25 protein-coding genes and 1 pseudogene are annotated in these 22,849 nt (G+C 61.3%); 16 read left to right on the forward strand and 10 right to left on the reverse strand.

The features are described 5' to 3' along the window. Window positions 1-51: 51 nt before the first annotated feature. A complete protein-coding gene (locus tag BLV67_RS16305; RefSeq protein ID WP_069787218.1) occupies window positions 52-924 on the reverse strand; it encodes an EamA family transporter in 873 nt (290 codons plus the stop codon). Between the two features lie 99 nt (window positions 925-1,023). Here BLV67_RS16305 and BLV67_RS16310 point away from each other — a divergent pair, with 99 nt between their 5' ends. The 3 genes from BLV67_RS16310 to BLV67_RS16320 all read left to right on the forward strand — a co-directional run bounded on the left by BLV67_RS16310 (window position 1,024) and on the right by BLV67_RS16320 (window position 4,808). Further along, complete coding sequence (locus tag BLV67_RS16310) at window positions 1,024-1,806, forward strand: AraC family transcriptional regulator (RefSeq protein WP_065932112.1); 783 nt, start codon at window positions 1,024-1,026, stop codon at window positions 1,804-1,806. Window positions 1,807-1,893: 87 nt separating this feature from the next. Next, window positions 1,894-3,447, forward strand: coding sequence for a DUF726 domain-containing protein (locus tag BLV67_RS16315; protein WP_069787217.1), 1,554 nt, complete (start codon window positions 1,894-1,896; stop codon window positions 3,445-3,447). Window positions 3,448-3,488: 41 nt separating this feature from the next. Beyond that, the gene (locus BLV67_RS16320) at window positions 3,489-4,808 is read left to right on the forward strand and encodes an Nramp family divalent metal transporter (RefSeq protein ID WP_017139624.1); all 1,320 of its coding nucleotides are present in this window, start codon (window positions 3,489-3,491) and stop codon (window positions 4,806-4,808) included. Between the two features lie 408 nt (window positions 4,809-5,216). On the opposite strand, the gene BLV67_RS16330 is transcribed toward BLV67_RS16320, so the two are convergent. Further along, entirely contained in the window at window positions 5,217-6,149 is a 933-nt protein-coding gene (locus BLV67_RS16330) for a LysR family transcriptional regulator (protein WP_056859392.1), read from the reverse strand. A 117-nt stretch (window positions 6,150-6,266) separates the two neighbouring features. Here BLV67_RS16330 and BLV67_RS16335 point away from each other — a divergent pair, with 117 nt between their 5' ends. The 9 genes and pseudogenes from BLV67_RS16335 to BLV67_RS16370 all read left to right on the forward strand — a co-directional run bounded on the left by BLV67_RS16335 (window position 6,267) and on the right by BLV67_RS16370 (window position 11,231). Further along, the gene (locus BLV67_RS16335) at window positions 6,267-6,755 is read left to right on the forward strand and encodes a DMT family transporter (RefSeq protein ID WP_069787215.1); all 489 of its coding nucleotides are present in this window, start codon (window positions 6,267-6,269) and stop codon (window positions 6,753-6,755) included. Window positions 6,756-6,759: 4 nt separating this feature from the next. Beyond that, a complete protein-coding gene (locus tag BLV67_RS16340; RefSeq protein WP_069787214.1) occupies window positions 6,760-7,215 on the forward strand; it encodes a DMT family transporter in 456 nt (151 codons plus the stop codon). 89 nt (window positions 7,216-7,304) lie between these two features. Then, on the forward strand, window positions 7,305-7,475 hold the full coding sequence (locus tag BLV67_RS16345) for a metallothionein (protein WP_065932107.1): 171 nt from the start codon (window positions 7,305-7,307) through the stop codon (window positions 7,473-7,475). 67 nt (window positions 7,476-7,542) lie between these two features. Then, a complete protein-coding gene (locus tag BLV67_RS16350) occupies window positions 7,543-8,307 on the forward strand; it encodes an AraC family transcriptional regulator (RefSeq protein WP_069787213.1) in 765 nt (254 codons plus the stop codon). A gap of 89 nt (window positions 8,308-8,396) precedes the next feature. After that, on the forward strand, window positions 8,397-8,570 hold the full coding sequence (locus tag BLV67_RS16355; protein ID WP_074854484.1) for a DUF1427 family protein: 174 nt from the start codon (window positions 8,397-8,399) through the stop codon (window positions 8,568-8,570). Window positions 8,571-8,599: 29 nt separating this feature from the next. Beyond that, window positions 8,600-9,559, forward strand: a complete 960-nt coding sequence (locus BLV67_RS16360; protein ID WP_069787212.1) for a quinone oxidoreductase family protein — start codon at window positions 8,600-8,602, stop codon at window positions 9,557-9,559. A gap of 433 nt (window positions 9,560-9,992) precedes the next feature. After that, window positions 9,993-10,328, forward strand: coding sequence for a DUF6124 family protein (locus tag BLV67_RS16365; protein ID WP_065932104.1), 336 nt, complete (start codon window positions 9,993-9,995; stop codon window positions 10,326-10,328). Between the two features lie 130 nt (window positions 10,329-10,458). Next, window positions 10,459-10,554 (forward strand): annotated as a pseudogene (locus BLV67_RS33685) (DUF6124 family protein); the annotation flags it as partial. A gap of 341 nt (window positions 10,555-10,895) precedes the next feature. Further along, a complete protein-coding gene (locus BLV67_RS16370) occupies window positions 10,896-11,231 on the forward strand; it encodes a DUF6124 family protein (RefSeq protein ID WP_069787211.1) in 336 nt (111 codons plus the stop codon). A gap of 140 nt (window positions 11,232-11,371) precedes the next feature. Here BLV67_RS16370 and BLV67_RS16375 read toward each other — a convergent pair whose 3' ends face one another. From BLV67_RS16375 to BLV67_RS16385, 3 genes are all read right to left on the reverse strand, one after another. After that, on the reverse strand, window positions 11,372-12,400 hold the full coding sequence (locus tag BLV67_RS16375) for a purine-nucleoside phosphorylase (protein WP_056859386.1): 1,029 nt from the start codon (window positions 12,398-12,400) through the stop codon (window positions 11,372-11,374). 14 nt (window positions 12,401-12,414) lie between these two features. Continuing rightward, a complete protein-coding gene (locus BLV67_RS16380; RefSeq protein WP_056859385.1) occupies window positions 12,415-13,377 on the reverse strand; it encodes a nucleoside-specific channel-forming protein Tsx in 963 nt (320 codons plus the stop codon). Between the two features lie 155 nt (window positions 13,378-13,532). After that, window positions 13,533-14,471 (reverse strand): AraC family transcriptional regulator, encoded by a 939-nt coding sequence (locus BLV67_RS16385; protein WP_065932103.1) that lies wholly within the window; start codon window positions 14,469-14,471, stop codon window positions 13,533-13,535. A gap of 259 nt (window positions 14,472-14,730) precedes the next feature. Here BLV67_RS16385 and BLV67_RS16390 point away from each other — a divergent pair, with 259 nt between their 5' ends. From BLV67_RS16390 to BLV67_RS16405, 4 genes are all read left to right on the forward strand, one after another. Further along, window positions 14,731-15,990 carry an ABC transporter substrate-binding protein gene (locus BLV67_RS16390; RefSeq protein WP_425272308.1) on the forward strand — a complete coding sequence of 420 codons (1,260 nt, stop codon included), beginning with the start codon at window positions 14,731-14,733 and terminating at the stop codon, window positions 15,988-15,990. 13 nt (window positions 15,991-16,003) lie between these two features. Further along, window positions 16,004-16,777, forward strand: a complete 774-nt coding sequence (locus BLV67_RS16395; protein WP_069787209.1) for an L-iditol 2-dehydrogenase — start codon at window positions 16,004-16,006, stop codon at window positions 16,775-16,777. A gap of 235 nt (window positions 16,778-17,012) precedes the next feature. Then, a complete protein-coding gene (locus BLV67_RS16400; protein WP_065932100.1) occupies window positions 17,013-17,660 on the forward strand; it encodes a nicotinamidase in 648 nt (215 codons plus the stop codon). A gap of 227 nt (window positions 17,661-17,887) precedes the next feature. Further along, on the forward strand, window positions 17,888-18,244 hold the full coding sequence (locus tag BLV67_RS16405) for a hypothetical protein (protein ID WP_069787208.1): 357 nt from the start codon (window positions 17,888-17,890) through the stop codon (window positions 18,242-18,244). A gap of 39 nt (window positions 18,245-18,283) precedes the next feature. On the opposite strand, the gene BLV67_RS16410 is transcribed toward BLV67_RS16405, so the two are convergent. Genes BLV67_RS16410 through BLV67_RS16430 form a run of 5 tightly spaced genes read right to left on the reverse strand, consistent with a single transcriptional unit; the run spans window position 18,284 to window position 22,848 of the window. After that, window positions 18,284-19,315 carry an ABC transporter substrate-binding protein gene (locus tag BLV67_RS16410; protein WP_069787207.1) on the reverse strand — a complete coding sequence of 344 codons (1,032 nt, stop codon included), beginning with the start codon at window positions 19,313-19,315 and terminating at the stop codon, window positions 18,284-18,286. A gap of 14 nt (window positions 19,316-19,329) precedes the next feature. Beyond that, window positions 19,330-20,427, reverse strand: coding sequence for an NAD(P)/FAD-dependent oxidoreductase (locus BLV67_RS16415; protein ID WP_069787206.1), 1,098 nt, complete (start codon window positions 20,425-20,427; stop codon window positions 19,330-19,332). Continuing rightward, entirely contained in the window at window positions 20,424-21,767 is a 1,344-nt protein-coding gene (locus tag BLV67_RS16420) for an FAD/NAD(P)-dependent oxidoreductase (RefSeq protein ID WP_065932097.1), read from the reverse strand. Before BLV67_RS16420 ends, BLV67_RS16415 begins: the two co-directional genes overlap by 4 nt. Next, window positions 21,764-22,054: a (2Fe-2S)-binding protein gene (locus tag BLV67_RS16425; protein WP_065932096.1), complete on the reverse strand. Its 291-nt coding sequence runs from the start codon at window positions 22,052-22,054 to the stop codon at window positions 21,764-21,766. Before BLV67_RS16425 ends, BLV67_RS16420 begins: the two co-directional genes overlap by 4 nt. Next, window positions 22,054-22,848, reverse strand: a complete 795-nt coding sequence (locus BLV67_RS16430; protein WP_065932095.1) for an ABC transporter permease — start codon at window positions 22,846-22,848, stop codon at window positions 22,054-22,056. The genes BLV67_RS16425 and BLV67_RS16430 overlap by 1 nt, the downstream gene beginning before the upstream one ends. Between the last annotated feature and the right edge of the window lies 1 nt (window position 22,849).

Consider the following 22,849-nt stretch of genomic DNA (forward strand, 5'->3'; position numbering starts at 1 on the left):
CGGAGGCTAATAGAGCGAATACACGAACAAAACCCCGAGTTCTTGCCATGACTATCTACCGGTATGCACAATCGGTTTGCGATAGAGCCCGACTGCCAGGCCGCTGATAATCACTGCGATAAAGACCAGATTCGCGGTGCTAACGCGCTCGCCCAGTATCAACATCGAACTGGCAAGGCCGAACACCGGAATCAGCAGCGACAGCGGCGCGACGGTGGACACCGGGTATGCCTTGAGCAATGAATTCCAGCCCCAGTAGGCGAAGTGCGTGGCCAGGTAAACCTGAAACAGCAGCGACCCCAAGGCCGTGCGGTCGAGCTGGGTGGGGAGGTTTACGAACGCCGCATTGCCGTGCACCCACCAGGCCATCAGCAACAGCGGGATTGGTGGGAACAGGCTGGCCCACACCATGAAAGAAAAGATTTCCTTAACCCCGGACGTCTTGATGATGACATTGCCGATGCTCCACGCCAGTGCGCTGAACACAATCATCAGCACGCCGAGCACGGCGTGTTCGCCTTGCTGGTTGGCGATGATCCCGGCTAATCCAATCAAGGCCAGAAAAGCCCCGGCCCACTGCGCGCTGCGAATGTTCTCCTTGAACAACACACAGCCCCAACCCAGGGTGAAAAACACGCTGAGCTGGATGAGCAAGGAGGCAATCCCCGGGCTCACCCCAAGCTGGATGCCATAGTTGATCACACCCCACATGCCCAAGCCGAAGATCACGCCATAGGCCGCCACATAACCGAATGGCACGGCCGGGCGCTTGATGAAGAACACCCACGGCAAGGCGGCGAGGGCAAAGCGCAGGCCGGTGAGTACAAACGGGTCGATGGCCCGCATGCCCAGTTTGGTGATGGGAAAATTCAGCCCCCAGGCCAGCGTGACCAACAGGGCGAGTGCCAGGTGTTTCTTGTGCATGGACGTTCCTTCGAACCGGATGCTTCAAAGGGGTGGATGCTAGAGTGCGGGCTGATGGCCCGCTTGCTATGTCAGGTCATACTTTGACAAGATCGGGCCATGATTCCGACCTTTGACGACAACGACCCCGAAGCGCTTGTGACCTTGCGTGAATACCCGTCCGGCAGCGTGTTTGCCCGGCATACGCACCCGCGCGGCCAGTTTGCCTATGCTTCCACTGGCGCGTTAAGAATGTTCACCGACCTGGGCAATTGGGTGGTGCCGCCGCAGCGGGCCGTCTGGGTGCCCGGTGGCATTGCCCATGAGATGCACATGCGCGGCGATGTGGTGATGCTCAATACCTACCTCGATGCGCAAGCGGCCGAGCGCGCAGGGTTGCAGGGGCACTGCCAGGTGTTCGAGGTATCGCCGTTGCTCAGGCATCTTTTGGAAGCGGCGTTGACGTGCGGGGCATCGGCAACGTCCGAGGTGCGGCGGCACTGCGTATTGACGTTGTTGATCGACGAAATCGGTACGCTGCCGGCCTTGCCCCTCAGTGCGCCGTTGCCCTCCGAACCGCGCCTGGCACGGGCTTGCCAGCGCTTTCTGGACGCGCCTGCGCAAACCGTGTCTCTGGATCAAATGGCGGATTGGTCGAGCATGAGTCGGCGGACCTTTACCCGGCATTTCCAGGACAGCACCGGTATGACCTTCGTGGCCTGGCGCCAGCAAGTCTGCCTGCTGGAGGCGACTGCGCAGCTCAGCCATGGCGCCTCGATCACCGAGGTCGCGTTCGCATTGGGCTTCAGCAGCCCCAGCGCCTTCACCGCGGTGTTTCGCCGGCACCTGGGCGATTCCCCGGGGCGCTACCTGGCCAAGTCCAGGGCCGTGTCGTTGTTCTGAAAAACTCACACGCTGGTCAGGATTCACCTTGCAGGCGGCCCTGCTTTGTTACTATCGCCGCCCACCGTCACCAGGAGTCACCGGCCCATGCAGCACCAGTGGGATGAAATGCACCGCACCCGCAAGCCCACGTTCCTGTTGTGCGGCGAGCCTCAAGGGGATGTGCTCAATCTCTATGTTCACGGTTACTCGGCCTTCTTCAACCGCCAGCAACTGGGCAACTTCACGCAACAACTGGCAAGCATCGAAGGCTCGACCAACCTGATGCTGTTCTGGCCGGCGGGGCATTTTCTGGAAAACCTGTTTGCTCCGGTCAAGGATGTGATCACCGCGCTGCTGGGCGGTGGCGGCCTGGGCGCGGCAACCGTGGGTGTGGGCCGTGCGATTGCCTACTTTCTCGACCATTACAAAAGTGTCGAGGCGCGTGTTGATGAAGTGGCCAAGACGTTATTGCCTGAGCTTGCCCATTACCTGCACGGCGAAGCGTTGCCCGTGCGGCGCATCAACCTGATCGGGCACTCCCTCGGCGCGCGTATCCTGGTCAAGAGCCTGCTGGCCAGCCCCGAGGTCGCCCGCCAATTGCCGCTCAATAATGTGTTGCTGATGGGTGGCGCCATCAGTACGTCCAGCCCCTGGGATCAAGTGACGGCACCGCTCAAGGGTCGCGTGATCAACTGCTACTCCGGCAAGGACTGGGCGCTTGCGATCAAGCCGGACACCGAGCGCTGTATCGGCCGGTATGCGATCGACGTCACCCCCGCGCTCAAGGCCAAGGTCACCAACGTGCACCTGGCCACCTTCGACCACGCCGCCTACTGGCCGCAGCTGAAAACGGTGGTGCAGTACACCGACCTGCTGCAGGAACGGCGTGGCCTGATTCGTGCCGACCTGCGTAGCAGCGAAGTGTGTTTTGCCGAGGAGGACGTAGAACTGTTTCCGGCCTTGGTGCAGGCACGCCCGGAGGAGCTTAAGTTTCTGGCTGAGTTGATGGCACAAAAACGCAGTGCCTCGATCGACGCCGACGTGCGTGAACCGCTGAAACTGGCCATCGAACTGCAACGCATGGGCGGTGACAGCTTCATGAACCTCGCCCGTGGCCATGGCGTGAGTTATCGCCAGATCGCCGAAGATGTCGCACAGCGGCTGGGCATCAAGTTCGATGGGCCGCTTGAAACCGTGGTGCTGGCGGACATCGAGGCACAGGTCGCGGAAAAACTCATTGAGCAGTACAAGGACAAACTCAGTCGCGCCGACCGCCAGGCCTTCGACGCTGAGCTGAAGGCGGCCGCGCAAAAAGAGCAGGGCCTGTTCAATCGCATCGATATCGGCCGTTCGGCCACCACTGCCCTGAGCGGCACGGCGTTGGCGGGGCTTACCGGGTTTATGCTGCGGCGCGGCGCGGCCACGGCGATTCCGGTGGTGGGCCAGGCGCTGGCGGCGGCGATGTTGCTGGTAACAGGCGTGCGTGCGTTTTCCGGCCCGGCCTATTCGATCACCACCTTGGCGGTGTTGGTGATTGGCGTGATTCGCCAGCGCATGGAGCGCGAGGCACTGAACCAGGAGATGGACCTGGTGGTGCAAGTCGTCGAAGCGTTCGACTTGCCCCGGGAAACGGTGATGCGCACGGTCGCGTCGGACTGATAAGCTGCGGCTCTGACTTGTGTGTTTGCCTGGGATACCGCGTGAAATTCAGCCTGCCGAAAATCGCCACTGCCCCATTCTGCCCGCCGGAAGTGGCCGGCTCCGTTATCGTCGACCCCAAGGCCTCGTTTTTCAAACGGGCGCTGATGTTCGCCGGCCCCGGCCTGCTGATCTCCATCGGCTACATGGACCCCGGCAATTGGGCCACGGCCATCGAGGCCGGTTCACGTTACGGCTACAGCCTGTTATTCGTGGTGCTGCTGGCCAGCCTGGCCGGGATGGCGGTGCAGTGCCTGTGTTCGCGCCTGGGCATCGCCACCGGCAAAGACCTCGCGCAACTGTGCCGTGAGCGCTACAGCAAACGCTCCGCGCGCACGCAATGGGTGTTGGCGGAAATCTCCATTATCGCTACCGACCTTGCTGAGGTACTGGGCTGCGCTCTGGCCTTTCACTTGCTTCTAGGTGTGTCGCTGACTACCGGCATCGTCATTACCGCCTTCGACACACTATTGATCCTGGCCCTGCAAAACCGCGGTTTCCGCCGCCTGGAAGCGATCATGCTGGCGCTGGTGGCAACCATTGGCGTGTGTTTCTTTATCGAACTGGTGCTGATCAAACCTTACTGGCCGGACGTACTCAGTGGTTTTACGCCGTCGCTGGCGGCCATCAGTGATGCAGCGCCGTTGTACCTGGCCATCGGCATCCTTGGCGCCACGGTGATGCCGCATAACCTCTACCTGCACACCTCCATTGTGCAGACCCGCCTGATTGGCAAAGACCTCGCCAGCAAACAGGACGCGGTCAAGCTGGCGCGTATCGACACCATCGGTTCCCTGGCGCTGGCGTTGCTGGTCAACGCCGCGATCCTGGTGCTGGCCGCCGCCGCGTTCTACAAGACCGGCCACACCGAGGTGGTTGAAATCCAGGACGCCTATCACCTGCTCGACCCCTTGGTGGGTGGCGCCTTCGCCAGCATCCTGTTCGGCATCGCCTTGTTGGCCTCGGGGCAGAGTTCGACCTTTACCGGCACCATCGCCGGGCAAGTGATCATGGAGGGTTACCTCAACCTGCGCATCCCGTGCTGGCAGCGGCGCCTGATCACGCGCGGGCTGGCGCTGATCCCGGCGTTCCTGGGGGTGTGGCTGATGGGCGACGACGCCATCGGCAAACTGCTGATTCTGAGCCAGGTGGTGCTCAGCCTGCAGCTGCCTTTCGCGTTGTACCCGCTGATCCGCATGACTGACGACAAGCAACTGATGGGGCCCTTCGTTAACCGCCTGCCCACGCGGCTACTGGCGTGGTTTCTGTTTGCGCTGATCAGTGGGGCGAATGCGTGGTTGATTGGGCAGTGGTTGTTTTGATCGGAGTTTTAGATCAAAGCCTTCTGAAACGTATCGAGCACCTCGTCAGGCAATGGCGCATCAAAGTCCTCCGGGACAGTCAGTTTTCCTTTCATTACGCCAATTCTTTGCCCCCGGTGTTGCCCAGCCGTCCCGGGCTGGGCAAGCGCACATCCGTTCTTGGTGATAATGGTTATTTGGCCGGTACTGGCCTGATGAGCCCGCTTGGAGACGTGAGCTTTCGTTGGGTCTAATGGATCCGTTATGACGTGTCGCTGTGCATGCATGGCGTCTCTCCTGTGGGGAAGTAGCCTGAGTCTGGCCTGGCATACGGTGGCTGGAAATAGTGGCCCGAAAATTCAGAACGAGCCTACTTTTCCTACCAGGAATTTTTACCTTCCAAGGCTTTTCCAGTGAGAGGGACGGGCCTCACCGATCCCAATACGGCACCGCCCCAAAACACTCCACAAAATAATCAATCACCGTGCGTACCTTCAGCGACAGCCGCCGGCTGCCCGGCCATAGCGCGGCAATCTGCTGTGGCTCCAGCGTGGTGGCCACGTCGTACTCCGTAAGTACCGCCTGCAAAGTGCCGGCGCGCAAGCCTTCGCCGATCAGCCAGGAGGGAAACACCACCAGCCCCAGGCCTTGCTCCGCCGCGTGGGTGAGGGTGTCGGCGTGGTTGCCGGTGATGGGGCCTTTGACGCTGTACGGCGTCCAGTCGCCCTGGCCGCGACGGAAGAACCAGCGTTGCTGGCCGGTGATGCCTTTGTAGGCCAGGCATTGATGGTTGGCCAGCTCATCGGGATGACGCGGCGTGCCATATCGGGCCAGGTACGCCGGGCTGGCGGCGAGGCGAAAACGCTGGGGCGCGAAGATGCGGGCCTGCATGCTGGAGTCGTTAAGCACGCCGATGCGAAACAGCAGGTCTGTGCCGTCTTGCAACGGGTCGACGTAGGTGTCGGTTTGCTGGATATCCAACTGCAACTTGGGGTAGCGGCGGCACAACTCGCCCAGCCACGGTGACAGGTGACGCTGGCCAAACACCATCGGCGCGTTGATACGCACCAGCCCGCTGGGTTCGCTTTCCTGCTCCTGCAAGGCCTGGCCGGCGGCTTCCAACTGTTCCAGCATCAAGCGTGCGTGGCGCCCGAGCAGGCGCCCGGCTTCGGTGGGGCTGACCGCACGCGTGTGGCGGTAGAGCAACTGCTGGCCGAGCGCCTGTTCCATCAATTGGATTTGCCGTGAGATGGAGGAGGGCGCCAGCCCTTCACGGCGTGCCACTTCAGAAAAGCTGCCGTGATCCAGCACGGCTACAAACAGGCGCAATGCCTTGAAACTCAGTTCATTTAAACCCTGCATCGTGGCCTCGTGCTGTGCGAAATGCGCAAAGGTGTTGTGTGCATGCTCCCATTTATCGCACAAGACGGCCACCGGATAATGCGCGCCATGTTTCCTTTTTTGATACGCAGGTGATGTATGCAGGCAAGTTCCATTGAGGGCGTGGCGCAGGCCAGGCCGAAAAAAAATATTTTGCGCTTGCTCTTGCTGCCACTGGTGATTCTGGCGGGCATGGGCCTGTCGGTTGAGGCCGGCTTGCTCGGGCCATTGGGCGCGCAAGTCGGGCATTTGTGGGCGACCTTGAGCATCTTTGGCGTAGGCACGGCAATCCTGTTTTTGCTGCTGCTGTTCAGCGGCCCGCAAAAAGGCCCGGCACTCACCGACCTGCCGCGCTGGCAGTTGATCGGCGGCTTTTTGGGGCCGATGTATGTGGTGGTGCTGACCCTGGCCACGCCGCATATCGGCATCGCCATGACCATGATCGCGATTTTGTCGGGCCAGGTCGGCAAGAGCGTGCTGATCGACCATTTCGGCTGGTTCGGCACCGCGCGTAAACGGGTCAATGGCGAACGCTGGATTGCCCTGGCGTTGATCGTGGCGGCACTTGTTCTGATTGCACGAGGTTAAAGCGATGAATCTGATTCTGTTATTGGTACTGGTAATTGCCGCCGGTGCGGTGCTGAGTGTGCAAGCCGCGATCAACGGCCGCCTGGGCCAGACGGTAGGCGTGTTGCGCAGCAGTTTGCTGACCTTTGCGGTGGGCGCAATCACCACGGCACTGTTGATTTTCTTCTTCGAGCCCGCACAGGCCGTGAGCTTGCTGGACGTGCCGAAATGGCAGTTGACCGGCGCCCTGTTCGGCGTGGTGTACATGATGGTCATGGTCGGCGCGGTGCCCGTGGTGGGTACGGCGGTGGCCACGGTGGCGGTGATCGTTGGGCAGTTGGGCATGGGCATGCTGATCGACAACTTTGGCTGGTTGGGCAACCCGGCCATCGAGCTGTCGGGCAGCCGTATCCTGGCGATGCTGCTGTTGGCGCTGGCGCTGGTGTTCATGTACCGCAGCAACAGCCGCCTGGCCGATTAACGGCGGTGAACCTTCAAACCGTGCCTGGAGTCACTGCTTAAGGTGTTGCGCCCGCAGCACTTGGACGACCATGCAAAAGGAGTCTGAACATGGCTGATGAAAACTGTGCCTGCCCACACTGCAACTGCGTACTGGGCACTAATGCGGTGATGAAAGACGGCAAGGGTTATTGCTGCCAGGGCTGCGCTGAGCACCATGCGCATGGCGAGCCGTGTGCCTCGCCGACCGGTTGCGAGTGCGCCAAGTCCGCAAAAGGCTAAAAATCCCCTCGGCTTATCGGGTGGCGGTCATTACCATGGCCGCTCACCCTTGATTGATGTGCTCTTCATGGCCCTGGCCGCGCCTCCCGACCTCACTGATCATGCCGTCCCCGTGCAACCGCTGGCGCGCACCTACCCGCGTGGGTTGTATGTGGAGCCCCATAGCCACGACTGGGGCCAGTTGCTCTACGCCATGAGCGGGGTGATGTGGGTTGAAACACCGCGCGAAGCGTTAGTGGTGCCGCCGCAACGCGCCGTGTGGCTGCCACCAGGTGTGGAACACGGCATTCGTGTGGTCTCGGACCTGCAGATGCGCAATATCTACCTGCGCCCGGCGTTGGCGGCGACGCTGGACAGCCAGGTGCAAGTGATTGAAGTGGGTGGGCTGCTGCGTGAGCTCATCGTCGCCCTGGTTGATCAGGGCGATAACGGTGATACAGCCTATTACGACGCCGTGGTCGGCCTGGCGTTGTTGGAGCTGCAACGCGCGAGCCGCTCGCAGATCCGCATTGCCATGCCGCTGGAGGCCGATCGTCGGTTGATTAATGCCTGCCAGGCGGTGATGGCGGCGCCTTCGCTGCAAATCCCTTTTGAGCAACACGCCGAAGCGGCCGGTGCCAGCGTGCGCACCCTGGCGCGGTTGTTCCAGAACCACCTCGGCATGGGCTTTGCCGAGTGGCGCCGTCAGGTGCAGCTCGCCACGGCGGTGGCGGAGCTGATCCAGGGCCAGTCGGTGAGTGGCATTGCCCGCTCGTTGGGTTATTCGCCCAGCAGCTTCAGCGACATGTTCCGCCGTGAACTCGGTGTGGCGCCGTCGCAATACGTCGGTTGAGGCTTTGGCCGAAATCCTGAAGCACTTGGCCGATGCTTCGGGATTGGGCTCACTAAACTGGGCGCATCAACCCAACCGGCGTAAACCCCATGAACTACCTCATTTCCCTCGCCATCGGCCTGTTTGTCGGCGTGATCTACGGCGCCCTGGACTTTCGCTCGCCCGCGCCGCCTGCCATTGCCCTCGTGGGGCTGATGGGCATGTTGCTCGGTGAAAAGCTCTGGCCCATGGGGCGTGAGCTGGTCAGCGGTTGGTTGTCCTGATTTTTCTTTTAGTTGAAGGGATGTTGGTTATGAAAGCACTGCAATTTTCCGCCACCGGCGACCTTGCCGCCCTGAGTGTTGTCGACGTCGCCAAACCGCTGCCGGCTGCCGGTGAAGTGTTGGTCCAGGTTAAAGCAGCGGGTTTGAACCCCAGCGACGTTAAAAACGTACTTGGGCGGTTTCCCTACACAACGTTGCCGCGTATTCCCGGCCGGGACTTTGCCGGTGTGGTGGTGCAAGGCCCGCAGGAATGGGTTGGCCAAGAAGTGTGGGGCACTGGCCGTGACTTGGGCTTTTTTGCCGACGGTTCACATGCGCAATACCTCACGGTGTCGGCGAAGGGCGTGGCCCATAAACCGACGCACTTGAGCTTTGCCCAGGCCGCCAGCCTCGGCGTGCCATACACCACCGCCTGGGATGCGCTGGAGCGTAGCGGTGTCGGCAAAGGCACGCGGCTGCTGGTGATTGGCGCCAATGGTGCGGTAGGCAGTGCGGCGTTGGCGCTGGCGAAAATTCGCGGTGCGCAGGTGTTGGCGGCGGTGCGCAAGGCGGATCAGGTCGAGGCGTTGCAGGGGCAGGGCTTCGACGCGATTGCCCTGGACCAGCCGGACGCTTTGGGCGGGCAGGTGAATGCGGTGTTCAAGGGCGGCGCCGATGTGATCTTCGACACCACCGGTTTCTGGCTGCCGGCGGCTGTCGCAGGGTTGGCCCCGTTCGGCCGCATCGCGATCATCGCCGCGCCGGCCGATGGGCATGTGCAACTGCCGGCCCTGGCGTTGTACCGCAAGGGCGGTTCGGTGGTGGGCATCAATTCATTGCTCTACAACTGCGAGCAGTGCGCGGTGATGCTGGAGCAGTTTGGGCGGTTTTTTGATGAGGGTTCGCTGCCGTTGCCGACAGGCTTGCGTGAGGTTGCGTTGGCGGATGGGGTGCAGTGTTACGAGGAAGTGAACAAGGGCAGTGCGGACAAGATCATCTTCCTGCCTTAACTCGGTTAAAAACTGTGGGAGCGGGCTTGCTCGCGAATGCGGTGTGTCAGTCGCCAGATGTATTGGCTGATCCACTGCTTTCGCGAGCAAGCCCGCTCCCACATTTGGATCTCCACAAGGTTTCAGGCTTCTCGGTTGATCGGACGTTTCCCACAAAGGTTTCAGGCTGTCGCTCGGAAGTCGGCTGACTAACCTCACTGCCGTCGCTGCCAATTCAGCGATCGGATTTGACCGTCCGCCCCCAAATGTATGTGCCGCATCGAATCAGGCGTTTTTTTTACGTCTGCTGTATCGTGTCGCGGCAGCTGTACGCGGGATACCTTCGGGTATGCCGGGCTACTTTGGGACCGGTCGGTCAACCCGCGTACAGCTGCCACCTTATCCTTGCTTGACCGCGAGCGTTGGCAGCTTCACTTGTCGACGCAGTTCCACCATGATCAAAGACACCCCCAACCCCCCAGTCCACCAAGACTACGACACCAGCACTCTGCACGAAGTCGCCTACCGCGCGATCAACCACTGTCTCAACCCCGGCAAACCCATTCCTGAACCCAGCGAAGGCATCTTCACCGTGCGCGCAGACTTGGGTACGGAAACCTTGCTGGTCAATGCTTCCCAGGATCTGGCGTCGATCAGCGACATTGCCAACCACCTGGCATTTGAAATCGAGGGTTCGCAACGCAATGTCGCGCTGGGTATCTGCCGAATGCTGGAAGGGGTGCAGCTGCTGGTCGACAAGGCGCTGAATGTAGCCCACCCCGTAGCCTGAATGTAGGAGCTAAGATCGTTCCCACGCTCTGCGTGGGAATGCATCCTTTGACGCTCCGCGTCACCTTGCATCCTCTAAGGCGGGACGCGGAGCGTCCGGGGCGGCATTCCCACGCGGAGCGTGGGAATGATCTCAACACAAGGTCGCGCTGGGTATCTGTCGGATGCTGGAAGGTTTGCAACTGCTGGTCGACAAGGCGCTGAATGTAGCCCACCCCGTGACTTAAAAGTGTGGGAGCTTCACTAGGTTTGAGGGCTGTTTTCGATCGGACGTTTCCCACAAAGGTTTCAGGTTGTCGCTCGGAAGTCGGCTGACTAACCTCACTGCCGTCGCTGCCAATTCAGCGGCCGGATTTGACCGTCCGACTTGTTAACGAATCGCTACGCCCTGTACCAACTTCAGGCGTTTTTTTTATGCCTGAGGTATTGTGTCGCGGCAGTTGTGCGCGGGATACCTTTGGGTATGCCGGGTTCGTTGACAACCGGTCGGTCAACCCGCGTACAGCTGCCACCTTATCCTCGCTTGACCGCGAGCGTTGGCAGCTTCACTTGTCGACGGAGTTCCACCATGATCAAAGACACCCCCGACCCCCCAATCCATCAAAACTACGACACCAGCACCCTGCACGAAGTCGCCTACCGCGCGATCAACCACTGTCTCAACCCCGGCAAACCCATTCCTGACCCCGGCGAAGGCATCTTCACCGTGCGCGCAGACTTGGGTACGGAAACCTTGCTGGTCAATGCTTCCCAGTATCTGGCGTCGATCAGCGACATTGCCAACCACCTGGCATTTGAAATCGAGGGTTCGCAACGCAATGTCGCGCTGGGTATCTGCCGAATGCTGGAAGGGGTGCAGCTGCTGGTCGACAAGGCGCTGAATGTAGCCCACCCCGTAGCCTGAATGTAGGAGCTAAGATCGTTCCCACGCTCTGCGTGGGAATGCATCCTTTGACGCTCCGCGTCACCTTGCATCCTCTAAGGCGGGACGCGGAGCGTCCGGGGCGGCATTCCCACGCGGAGCGTGGGAACGATCTATCTGCACTAGGCTTCAGGGACGCCTTTTTCCCAGGCCGACCAGTTCTTCAGAATTGCCTGTACCAGCGGATTACCCGTGCGGTACAGGTTCTCCAGCGCCGGTACAAACCCGCCCTGGTCCGCATACTTCAGCAAGTTGTCCACCTCGCTGTAACCCGGATACGGACGGTCGAAATCGGACCCGGCCCGCACCACCGCCAAGCGCTGAATGTCCACCAACCCTTCACGGCTGGCGCGCAGCAAGGCTTCATAAGTGGAGTTGTCTTCCTGCTGGGTGGTGCAGTACTCGCCTTTGTTATCGGTGAGCAATTTGGTCCAGACTTCGGCGCGTTCGCTCAGGCGTGTGCCGGAGAACCAGGTGTTGCCCGCCAGTGTGTCGCAACGGGTGACTTGCGGCGGCTGGTTGGCCGGCGCGGCCGGGTAGTGTTTGCGCCAGGCGCTGGATTCCTTGCTTTCGCTCAGCTCAACCTTTTGCGACAGGGCAAACGCCTTGGCCTGCAACTTGGGGTTCAGCTCGAATACTTCGGTCTTGTAGTCCAACGGTGGTTTTTCGTTGGGGCCTTTGGTGTTGATGCCGATGTAACCGGTTGGCCAGTCTTTAGGCGCATCGCGCGAATCCAGCTCCCACTGGGTGCCGAACTCCACCAGGTAATGCGCCCAGGCTGCGGTGCCGATGGTCCCGTGTTTAGGGCTGATGCCGGCGATCCCGGCAATCAGGAAGTAGCTTTGGCGCAGGTCAAACTTGGGCGACAACGCCAGGGCCAGTGTGGACGCGGCGGCGTTGGTCTGGCCCATGCCGGTTACCAACAGGCACACGTCCTGCGTGTTGCAGCGGATCACCGGGTATTCGGCCGACAGGCCTGGCACGCGCACTTCCTGCTTGAGTTCCAGGCGGTCGATCCAGGTTTGCGCCTCGGGGGCGAACATGGTGATCAGCATCACTTTGGGTTTGATCGGCGCCGGAGCATCCGCCAGCACCACCTGGGGCAAAAAGGCCAGGCCGATGGCCATCGAGAGACGGGTAAGCATGTTCATCTAAAGCTCCTTGATCAGAATTGGTAACCGACACCGGCGTAGTAGCCCCAGCCATCCGAGCGGGCGCGGAAGTTACCCTCGCCAAAATTCAGCTCGCTGCCATCCTCCCAGTTGCCGCCGTTGTGGAAGTAACGGCCGACCAGGGTGAAGCGCAAGTGGGTAAACGAGTACAGCAACACGTTGGTCGCCACTAATGAGTTGGCGGTGCGCGCGGGGTTGTCCTTGTGCAAATCCGAGCCGAAATCGTAGTTGGTAAAGCCGATATAGGTCAGCGATGCGCCGTTATCGAAACTGCTGATGGGCACGATGTACTTCATTTGTGCACGGTAGCCGTCCCACGAATACTCATTGCTCGCGCCGTAGTTTTCCCACTGGTAGCGCCCATAGAAGTTGGCCGACAGGTTGACCCGCGAATGGGTGTCGATGTCGGTGCCCAGGCCGCTGTACAGCGTGTTGGCACGGTTGGACTTGTTGCTGCCGTGGTCGTAGATCCAGTCAAAGGCGACATACCATTCCTTGAACGGGCCGATGGCCAAACTGCGGCCGGCCAGGTAGTCGATGGAGATACGCGGCTCATGCTCCATAAATACCGGCGAGCCATGGTCCCACGCGCCTTTGTCATTACTGTTACCGATGCCGAGGATTTTCGGCACGTCTATGTAGCCATACAGCTCGAACGGGCCTTTGCGGCCGAAGTACTCGTACTCCAGGTACACATCGTCCTGCGGCTTGGGGCCGAAGCTGATGTCTTTGCTGCCGATCAGGGTCAGGTCCTGGTTGAACCAGTCCGACATGTACACGCCTTTTTTGGTCGGGCTGGCTTCGGGGCTTTTGGTTTCAGGGCTGAGGGTTTCGCCCTGTGCTGAGTCATCCGCGGGTTTTTGCTGCGCCAAAATGGGCGCGCTGAGTACTCCCGTAACGGCGGCCAGTAGCAAGGAAACACCAAAACAAGCGGGACGCCTTGAGGTGAGGTGCATTGAAAATCCCTATTCTTACGCGGTTGGAACCCGTTTCTGCGGGTCGTGATGAACCTGGTGGCCAAGTTCGTTCCGCAAACGTTTGCACGTGGCGTACCAACTTTGCTCAAAGGGTTGAGCGGTATGGAAAAAACAGGGATTAATCGACCTTTTGGTCAAAATTGGCTGGGTGTCAATTTCTCGCTGCGGTTGAATAAATGCATCGCGGTTTCGCGGCGATACTCGCTCGGCGTCTGGTGCATTTCGATGCGAAAGTGCCGATTGAAGTTGGACAGGTTGGCGTAGCCCACTTCAAAGCAAATGTCTGCCACCGACATGTCGCTTTGCAGCAACAAGCGGCAGGCGCGTTGCACGCGGAACTTGCGCATCAGGTCGATAAAACCGTGGCCGGTGTTGCGCTTGAAGAAGCGTGAGAAGCCTGGCTCGCTCATCTGCAGTTGCTGGGCGATGACCGACAGGCGCAAGTCGCCGGTCAGCTCGCGCATCAGGTAATCGAAGGCTTTGTTGATGCGTTCGGCGCTGCGCGCATCCAGGGTGGGCGCATAGCAGGGGCTGGCCAGCGCCTTTACCTGGGCTTGCGGTGCATTGTTAAGCGTGTCGAGCAGTTGCAGAAACAGGATCAACCGCTGCAGGCCACGGGCGTTGCCGATGGCTTGCATCAACCCGGCTGCCTGCGCGGCGGTCTCGCCGGTAAATTCCAGGCCGCGTCGGGCCTGTTCGAACAGCGGCTGCAAGTCGCCGAGTTCCGGCAGGGTTTTGCGCAGGGCGAGCAGGGCGGCGCCATCGAATTGCAGTACCACATCGCGGCCGTTCAAATATTCGCCGGGGGCGAGGTCGCCGATCCAGTCGTGGGGCAGGTCCGGTCCGATCAGCGCCACATGCCCGGCGCTGAACGCACCGATATAGTCGCCCGCCACCAACTTGCCGCTGCCTTGGCGGATCAGGTGAATCTCAAATTCCGGATGGTGGTTCCAGCGCGCCAGATCATAGGGGTAGTCATGTTCGAACCAGCGAAAGCAGTGGTCCGGCTCGGGCAGGATCACTTCGAGTTCGGCGGGGCGGTGTTCGAACAATTGGGCGCGGCTGACGGGCATGGTGATGCCTCTTATGCGTTGGATAACGCCAAAATACGCGCACCGGCAATCAGTGCGCTACCCCCGGTTTCGCCTGGCACTGATACTTTTTTGACTTTCATGCATGGGTTAAAAAAGTACCAGCCGTGCATTCGTCATTCGTTTGTGAGGCCTTGACCAAGCTGCTGTAATCGCTGCTCAACAACAAAAACAACAGGTGGATACCGCCATGCTCAAGCTCCCACACGCGCTGTTCCTGCTGACTGGCCTGGCGCTGGCCATGCCCGGCTACGCCGCCGACACCGTGACCATCGCCACGGTCAACAACAGTGACATGATCCGCATGCAACGCCTGTCCAAGGTGTTCGAGCAGCAGCGCCCGGACATCAAGCTCAATTGGGTGGTGCTCGAAGAAAACGTGCTGCGCCAACGCCTTACTACGGATATCGCCACCCAGGGCGGGCAGTTCGACGTGCTGACCATCGGCACCTACGAAACCCCATTGTGGGGCGCCAAACACTGGCTGGAGCCGCTGACCCAATTGCCGGCCGACTATGACGCCGAGGATATTTTCCCCTCCGTGCGCCAGGGTTTGTCAGTTAACAACACCCTGTATGCGCTGCCGTTTTATGGTGAAAGTACTGTCACCTACTACCGCACCGACCTGTTCAAGCAAGCCGGCCTGAGCATGCCCGCCCACCCGACCTGGACTCAGCTCGGCGAGTTCGCAGCCAAGCTCACGGTAAAAGACAAAGATCAATATGGCATGTGCCTGCGTGGCAAAGCCGGTTGGGGCGAGAACATCGCCTTGCTGAGCACCATGGCCAACGCGTTTGGCGCACGCTGGTTCGACCCACAGTGGAAACCGCAGTTGACCAGCCCCGAGTGGACAGCCGCCGCCAACTATTACGTCAACACCCTGAAAAACTACGGCCCGCCGGGTGTGTCCAGCAATGGCTTCAACGAAACCCTGGCGCTGTTCAACACCGGCAAGTGCGCAATCTGGGTAGATGCCAGCGTCGCCGGCTCGTTCACCACCGACAAAACCCAGAGCAAAGTGGCCGACAGTGTAGGGTTTGCCGCTGCACCGACCGAAGTCACCGACAAAGGCTCCTCCTGGCTGTACGCCTGGTCCCTGGCGATCCCGGCGACGTCCAAGCACAAAGACGCCGCCAAGGCCTTTATTGCCTGGGCTACCTCCAAAGACTACATCCAACTGGTCGCCGACAAAGAAGGCATCACCAACGTACCGCCGGGCACTCGCCAGTCCACCTACAGCGAGGCATACCTGAAGGCCGCGCCGTTTGCCCAGGTGACACTGGAGATGATGAAGCACGCCGACCCTGCGCACCCGTCGGCCCAGCCGGTGCCGTACGTGGGCATCCAGTACGTGACCATCCCGGAATTCCAGGCCATCGGCACCTCGGTGGGCAAGCTGTTCTCGGCGGCGCTTACCGGCGGCATGACGGTCGACCAGGCGCTGCTTGCGGCTCAGTCCACCACCGAGCGCGAAATGAAACGTGCCGGTTACCCTAAGTAAACAGGACTTCTTTATGAACCGACTCGAAGGTAAAAGCGCGCTGATCACCGGATCGGCGCGCGGTATCGGCCGCGCCTTTGCCCAGGCCTATATCGCTGAAGGCGCAACGGTCGCCATTGCCGATATCAACCTGCAACGCGCCCAGGCCACCGCCGCCGAACTGGGGCCACAGGCTTACGCAGTTGCGATGGATGTCACGGATCAAGCCTCTATCGACGCCGCGATTACGGCCGTGGTGGCCCATGCCGGCAAGCTCGATATCCTGATCAACAACGCTGCACTGTTCGACTTGGCACCCATCGTCGACATCACCCGCGACAGCTTTGAGCGGCTGTTCTCGATCAACGTCGCCGGCACGTTGTTTACCTTGCAGGCCGCGGCCCGCCAGATGATCAGCCAGGGCCACGGTGGCAAGATCATCAACATGGCCAGCCAGGCCGGGCGGCGGGGCGAGCCATTGGTGGCGGTGTATTGCGCGACCAAGGCGGCGGTGATCAGCCTCACGCAGTCGGCGGGTTTGAACCTGATCAAGCAGGGCATCAACGTTAACGCAATCGCGCCGGGCGTGGTCGACGGCGAGCATTGGGATGGCGTGGATGCGCTGTTTGCCAGGCATGAAGGGCTGGTGCCTGGCGAGAAGAAGCAGCGGGTTGGCGCCGAGGTGCCGTTCGGGCGCATGGGCACGGCTGAGGATCTGACCGGCATGGCGATCTTCCTGGCCTCTAAGGATGCCGATTACGTGGTGGCCCAGACCTACAACGTCGACGGCGGCAACTGGATGAATTGAGCCAGGCACTGAGCAAAATGTGGGAGCGGGCTTGCTCGCGAAAGCGGCGTGTCAGTCAATGCATTCAGCAACTGACACACCGCATTCGCGAGCAAGCCCGCTCCCACATTGGATCTCCATAAGGCTTGAATGTGAGGTCAGTTGGCAACGCCGTGTTCAAAAAAGTAAACAAAGTGTTTGTGGAGGTAGCCGTACCTCATGTCTACTTTTACCTGCACCTCACAGGAGTGCCGCCATGACCCTTTTGAAAACCGCCATTGCCTCATTCGACGTCGACCCCCAAAAGAGTTTCACGCCGTTGTGCCCCAATGAACTGCCGGTGGCCGGCGGCGATCAGATCGGTGCCGAACTCAACTTCATGGCCGGTCTTGCCGGTTATCGTGTCGGCAGCAAAGACGCCCATACCCCGCACGCCCCGTGGGTGGTCACGCAGCCCGGCGACATGTTGAAACCCACCGGTCTTGAGCATGCCGACCTCACCTGGCTCAGTCATTGTGTGCCGGGCACTGAAGGCTTCACGTTGCTCGACGAATTGCCCACGCCGTATGACTACGACTACTTCATCTGGAAGGGCGTCGAGCCCGACCTGCATCCTTATGGCGCCTGTTACCACGACCTGCACGACAAGCTGTCCACCGGGGTTATCGAGTACCTCAAGGCCCAGGGCGTGCGCCGCGTGATCGTGGGGGGCCTGGCCCTGGACTTTTGCGTCAAGACCACGGCCATGCAATTGCTCAGGGCCGGCCTGGAAGTGGTGCTGCACCTGCCGGCGTGCCGAGGCATCAGCGAGGCGGGCGGTGCGGCGGCGGTAACGGACTTGCGTAATGCCGGTGCAGCGATCAGCCGTAGCCGCGAAGAACTCGCCGCGATGGCGTCGCGTTAAGGCGCATAGCTATCACCCCATATCTGCTTGCCTGTGGGAGCCGATGATGTGCGGCTAGACCGGTAACGTTGCGCGCAAAAAAACGAGAAGCGTCCTACATCACTCATTGGGGGTTACTGATTACCCTCACGCTTTTGCACGAGCGGCCTTGACTGGCCGGGGAGCGCTGTAGCGTGAGGGAGTCAACTGCAAACCGTCTTGCCCGGTGCCTGCCTGAATTTCTGCTTATGGTCGTTGTAAGCCTGCTTTCAGGCGGCGCCGCTGGTTTCCTGGCGAGCACCACCTATTTGCGCCGCCTTGGCCCGGCGATGCAAACCGGATGTGGCGTTGCGCTCTGGTTGGGCTTGATGATTTTGTCCGGCCTTGGCCATTGGATGCTGGCACGCGGGCGCGTTGCTTCCACTGGATGGCAGACGGGCTATTTTGTCCTTTGCTTGATAGTGGTGACCCCGACCATTCAATACCGGCCGCACGCGCTGGCTTACCTGTTGGGGGTTGCGTTTCCACTGCTGGGAATACTTCTGCTAAACACTTACCGCTATCACGACATGCGACTGAAACTGGCAAACATTCGCTGCCCGTAGCTCCCGCGCAGTCGCGCGGGAGCACGCCACGCCTGCCCGCTACCGCTCGATCGAGCGGCTCCACCGCGCATTCCACTCCGGCCGCGCCTGGTTGACCTGGTCCCAATCAATCGAAATCGCTGTCTGCAAATAGCCTTGCATGGCCTCCACCCGTGCGCGGGTTTTGTCGGTGGTCGGCGTGGTCGGGTTTGACGGGATCTGGTCACCTTCTTCCAGCGCCGGCGCCTGGGCCTCTGCCGTCAGCAAGAAGGCCGCGAGTTTCTGCGCCAGCTCCGGCTGGTCATTCCGCGCAATGACACACTCGGCCACGTTGAGCACCACTGCGCCTTCCTTGGGCTGGGCGTATTCCATCGGGATGCCGAGCAATTGCTGGGTGGTGACCTGGGTGGGTGTGAGGGGGAAGATCGCGGCTTCGTCGGTCTGCACCATCTCGGAAATTTTCGCGGAACTGGCGATGTATTCCAGCACGTTGGGGCCGATGGTTTTTGGCCAGGCCTTGAAGCCCGGCTCCACGTTGGTCTCGGAGCCGCCCTGGATGCGGTTGAACATCAAGAAGCCGTGCAGGCCGAAGGTGGAGGAGGCCAGGGACTGGAACACCACCTTGTCTTTGAATCGAGGATCGGCGAGGTCCATCCACGAGGTGGGCGCTGCCCAGCCTTTTTCCTTGAACATCTTGGCGTTGTAGCCCAGGCCCGTGACGCCCAGGGTCACGGCGACCGCTTCTTCCTTGATTTTAGCCTTGGCCGGGATCTGGTCCAGGGTCGGGTTGGGGGTGAGCTTGTCGCACAGGCCCATGGAAATGGCGCGGTACATAATGCCGTCGTCGAGGAACATCACGTGCATCTGCGGGTTGTCTTTGTTGGCCTGGACCTTGGCGAGGATGTCCGACGAGGTGCCGGGCACGATCACCACCTTGACGTTATTGGCCTTCTCGAACGCGGGCAGCACCTTGTCGGCGTACACCCGTTCCATAGTGCCGCCGTTCATGCCCAGGTACAGCGTCGGGGCGGCATGGGCGGTGGCGGTGAGCAAGGCGAGGGGCAAGCAGGACAGCGCGATACGTAGGTTCATGGGGGTTTTTCCTCTCAGGCTTGGAAACGACGAATGGAAAACGCTTCGATGGGTTGGCGGCTGGCGCCTGTGCAGACGATCTCTGCCAGGGCTTCACCGACGGCGGGGCCGAGCTGGAACCCGGCGCCGGCAAAGCCGAAACCGTGGAGCAGGCCAGGTTGGGTGCTGCTGGGGCCGATCACCGGTTCATGATCGGGTAAGTAACCTTCGGTGCCGCTCCAGGTACGAATCGCCTGGGCACCCTTGAGAAACGGGTACAGCTCACCGGCATTGCGCAGAATCTCCAATACCGCCGCTTGCCCAGGGCGCGCCGTCAGCGGGCCAAGGGCAAAACCACGGCCGCCGCCGAGGATGCAATTGCCACGGGCGACTTGGCGCGCATAAATCCCGCCGCCTTCAACGCCGGTGCTCACGTTCATCACCACCGGCAGCGGCTCGGTGACCAGCATCGCCGGGTGCGCCGAAGTGATCGGCACCGGCTCGCCAAATTGCGCGGCGAGCGTCCCGGCCCAGGCCCCCGCGCAGTTCAGCAACCACGGCGCTTGCAGGTGCAGGCCATTGGCGCAGCGCACCCGGAAGCACTGGCCGTCATGTTCGATCTGAGTCACTTCGGCCTGCTCGTGCACCGCCGCGCCAAGACGCTGCGCCGCACGGGCGAAAGCAGGCGACACCAAACGCGGGTTGGCATGCCCGTCTTCGGGGCACAGCGAGGCGCCCACCGCGATGTCGCCCACCCACGGGAAGCGTGCGCGCAGCTCGGTGTAGTCCAGCAATTGCAAGCCCAGGCCAAACCCACGGGTCTGTTCGGCATAGGCTTGCAGCGCGGCGAAATCCCCATGGCTGCGCGCCAGTTTCAAATGCCCGGAGCGCACGTACTCGCCGTCGATGCCGATCAACCCCGGCAAGTCGGCCCACAGTTCATGAGCCCGTTGTGAGAGTGGCAGTTGGTGCAAGGGGCGGCCTTGGCGGCGCACGCCGCCGTAATTCACGCCGCTGGAGTGCGAGCCACAAAAGTCCCGCTCCACCAGGGCCACACGCTGGCCTTGGTGCGCGAGCATCAAGGCCGCCGACGCGCCGACGATACCGCCGCCCAACACGATCACGTCGATCATGGCTGCACCTCTACACCAAACGGCAGCGGCTTGATCGGCGCCTGGCCACGCAAACGGCCAACCTCGTGTATGGCGCGACCGCTGCGCTCGGCCACAACCTCTGCTGCCGCCAGCCCACACATGCGGCCCTGGCAGCGGCCCATGCCGACCCGGCAATGGGCTTTGACCCGGTTGATTTCCCAGTGGCCCTCATCGACGACGGCGCGTACATCGCCGACGCTGACTTCTTCGCAGCGGCACAGGATTAACGCATCCGGCGCCTGTGCGGCCCATTGCTCAGGGAAAGGGAACGCGGTTTCCAGGCCATGGCGAAAGCGCTGGATACCCGCCAGTTGTTGCTCAAGCAGCGCTGGGCGAAGCGGATCGATGGCGACGCCTGAATCTTCCAGGACCGCTAACGCCGCCCGTTCACCGGCCATTTGCGCGGCATCGGCGCCCATGATCCCGGCCCCGTCGCCCGCCAGGTACACGCCGCTGACGCTGCTGCGCCCGGCACTGTCGCGTTGTGGCAGCCATGCGCGGTTCAAAGGGTTCCAGGCAAACTCACAGCCGAGCAAATCCGCCAGTTGGGTCTCGCTGCGCAGCGCATGGGCGAACGCCACGGCATCGCATTCCAGCACCCGCTTGCCCCAGCGAATGCCACGCACCCGTTGCTCGCCGTCGATCTGCTGGAGCGTCGCACCCTGGTGCACGGGAACCCCATGGGCGGTGAGCCAGGCACGGTAATAAATGCCTTTGGCCAGGGTCGCCGGTTGCCCCAGCAGCGCCGGCAAAGCACGGCACTGGGCACTCAATGGCGCGCTGTCGAGCACCGCCACCACCTTGGCCCCGGCCTTGGCATATTGGTAGGCGACCAGATACAGCAACGGCCCACTGCCACACAACGCCACGCGCTCACCGATGGCACAGCCCTGATATTTCAACGCGATTTGTGCAGCGCCAAGGCTGTAGACGCCGGGCAAGGTCCAGCCCGGCACCGGCAGAATGCGGTCGGTGGCGCCGGTGGCGACGATAATCCGGGCGTACTCCACGCTTTCGGCGTGGCCGTTATTCAACATGTCCAGGCGACCGTCCTCGGCATTCCACACCAGGGTTTCGGGCCGGTAGTCGATCAGCGGCGCCAACTCATCCAGTGTGCGGTGCACGGCCGTCGCCTTGCCCGCCTCAAAGCCATACAGCTGCCTGGGCGAGCGCTGAAAATTGGCCGGTTGACGCCGATAGATCTGCCCGCCGCCGCGCAGGCTTTCATCCACCAGGCAAGGCTTGATGCCATGGTCGAGCAAGGTGCGCGCCGCGCTGATGCCCGCCGGGCCTGCGCCGACAATCACGATCGGTTTCATGCCTGACGCCCCGGATCGCGGCTGATCGCCTGGCCCTCTTCCAACAGCGTTGAGCAAGCCCGCACACGGCGGCCATCTTCCAGCCGCACCCAGCAGTCCTGGCACGCGCCCATCAGGCAGAAACCGGCACGGCGTTCGGCGCTGAAATCGCTGCCGCGCAGGTGTTCGGCGCAGGTCAATATGGCGGTGAGCAACGTGTCGCCCAGCAAGCCGCTGGCCGGTTGACCATCAAGGGTAAAGGCCAGGGCAGGGCGGCGGGTTTCGGCCAAACGTTTGAACAAGGCCATCAATGTTTCCCCACCAGTACGCGGTCCAGGCCATACACCCGGTCGAGCAGGATCATGGTGGCTGCGGTGAGTGCAATGACCAGCGCCGACACCGCCGCCATCATCGGGTCGATGGACTCGGTGGCGTACACATACATGCGCACCGGCAGGGTTTGCGTGGCTGGCGAGCTGACAAAAATAGACAGTGTCACTTCATCGAAACTGTTGATGAACGCCAGCAACCAGCCGCCGGCCACACCCGGCAAAATCATCGGTAAGGTGATTTGACGGAACAGCGTGAAGCGCCCGGCACCGAGGGATTCGGCGGCTTGCTCGGCACTGCGATCAATACCAATGGCCGCCGCCAACACCAGGCGCAGCACATACGGTGTGATGATCACCACGTGCGCCAGCATCAGCCAGGTGAAGCTGCCATTGACGCCCATCAGCGCAAACAGACGCAGCATCGCGACGCCCAGCACCAGGTGCGGAATGATGATGGGCGACAGGAACAACGCGCTGAAAAAGTTGCGCCCCGGGAACTGATAGCGGCTGATCGCCAGGGCGGCGGGCACTGCAATCAGGGTCGCCAGGGTGGCGGCGGTAAACGCCAGGATCAGGCTGTTGTAGAACGCCTGGATAAAGTCGGCACGCTCGAACACTGCACGAAACCAGCGCAGCGAGAAGCCCGAGGTGGGCAGGCTCAGCGTGTTTTCCGGCGTGAAGGCCACCAGGCACACCACCACCAGCGGCGCCATCATGAACAGCACCACCAAACCATGGAAACCGAGGGCCAAAGGACCGTTTCTGGACATG

Origin of the sequence: Pseudomonas salomonii (assembly GCF_900107155.1) — a bacterium.
Taxonomy (GTDB): domain Bacteria; phylum Pseudomonadota; class Gammaproteobacteria; order Pseudomonadales; family Pseudomonadaceae; genus Aquipseudomonas; species Aquipseudomonas salomonii.

Coding starts and splice junctions, on each gene's coding strand:
- BLV67_RS16305 (WP_069787218.1), bottom strand. CDS start 924: ATGCACAAGAAACACCTGGCACTCGCCCTGTTGGTCACGCTGGCCTGG.
- BLV67_RS16310 (WP_065932112.1), top strand. CDS start 1,024: ATGATTCCGACCTTTGACGACAACGACCCCGAAGCGCTTGTGACCTTG.
- BLV67_RS16315 (WP_069787217.1), top strand. CDS start 1,894: ATGCAGCACCAGTGGGATGAAATGCACCGCACCCGCAAGCCCACGTTC.
- BLV67_RS16330 (WP_056859392.1), bottom strand. CDS start 6,149: ATGCAGGGTTTAAATGAACTGAGTTTCAAGGCATTGCGCCTGTTTGTA.
- BLV67_RS16335 (WP_069787215.1), top strand. CDS start 6,267: ATGCAGGCAAGTTCCATTGAGGGCGTGGCGCAGGCCAGGCCGAAAAAA.
- BLV67_RS16340 (WP_069787214.1), top strand. CDS start 6,760: ATGAATCTGATTCTGTTATTGGTACTGGTAATTGCCGCCGGTGCGGTG.
- BLV67_RS16345 (WP_065932107.1), top strand. CDS start 7,305: ATGGCTGATGAAAACTGTGCCTGCCCACACTGCAACTGCGTACTGGGC.
- BLV67_RS16350 (WP_069787213.1), top strand. CDS start 7,543: ATGGCCCTGGCCGCGCCTCCCGACCTCACTGATCATGCCGTCCCCGTG.
- BLV67_RS16355 (WP_074854484.1), top strand. CDS start 8,397: ATGAACTACCTCATTTCCCTCGCCATCGGCCTGTTTGTCGGCGTGATC.
- BLV67_RS16360 (WP_069787212.1), top strand. CDS start 8,600: ATGAAAGCACTGCAATTTTCCGCCACCGGCGACCTTGCCGCCCTGAGT.
- BLV67_RS16365 (WP_065932104.1), top strand. CDS start 9,993: ATGATCAAAGACACCCCCAACCCCCCAGTCCACCAAGACTACGACACC.
- BLV67_RS16370 (WP_069787211.1), top strand. CDS start 10,896: ATGATCAAAGACACCCCCGACCCCCCAATCCATCAAAACTACGACACC.
- BLV67_RS16375 (WP_056859386.1), bottom strand. CDS start 12,400: ATGAACATGCTTACCCGTCTCTCGATGGCCATCGGCCTGGCCTTTTTG.
- BLV67_RS16380 (WP_056859385.1), bottom strand. CDS start 13,377: ATGCACCTCACCTCAAGGCGTCCCGCTTGTTTTGGTGTTTCCTTGCTA.
- BLV67_RS16385 (WP_065932103.1), bottom strand. CDS start 14,471: ATGCCCGTCAGCCGCGCCCAATTGTTCGAACACCGCCCCGCCGAACTC.
- BLV67_RS16390 (WP_425272308.1), top strand. CDS start 14,731: ATGCCCGGCTACGCCGCCGACACCGTGACCATCGCCACGGTCAACAAC.
- BLV67_RS16395 (WP_069787209.1), top strand. CDS start 16,004: ATGAACCGACTCGAAGGTAAAAGCGCGCTGATCACCGGATCGGCGCGC.
- BLV67_RS16400 (WP_065932100.1), top strand. CDS start 17,013: ATGACCCTTTTGAAAACCGCCATTGCCTCATTCGACGTCGACCCCCAA.
- BLV67_RS16405 (WP_069787208.1), top strand. CDS start 17,888: ATGGTCGTTGTAAGCCTGCTTTCAGGCGGCGCCGCTGGTTTCCTGGCG.
- BLV67_RS16410 (WP_069787207.1), bottom strand. CDS start 19,315: ATGAACCTACGTATCGCGCTGTCCTGCTTGCCCCTCGCCTTGCTCACC.
- BLV67_RS16415 (WP_069787206.1), bottom strand. CDS start 20,427: ATGATCGACGTGATCGTGTTGGGCGGCGGTATCGTCGGCGCGTCGGCG.
- BLV67_RS16420 (WP_065932097.1), bottom strand. CDS start 21,767: ATGAAACCGATCGTGATTGTCGGCGCAGGCCCGGCGGGCATCAGCGCG.
- BLV67_RS16425 (WP_065932096.1), bottom strand. CDS start 22,054: ATGGCCTTGTTCAAACGTTTGGCCGAAACCCGCCGCCCTGCCCTGGCC.
- BLV67_RS16430 (WP_065932095.1), bottom strand. CDS start 22,848: ATGTCCAGAAACGGTCCTTTGGCCCTCGGTTTCCATGGTTTGGTGGTG.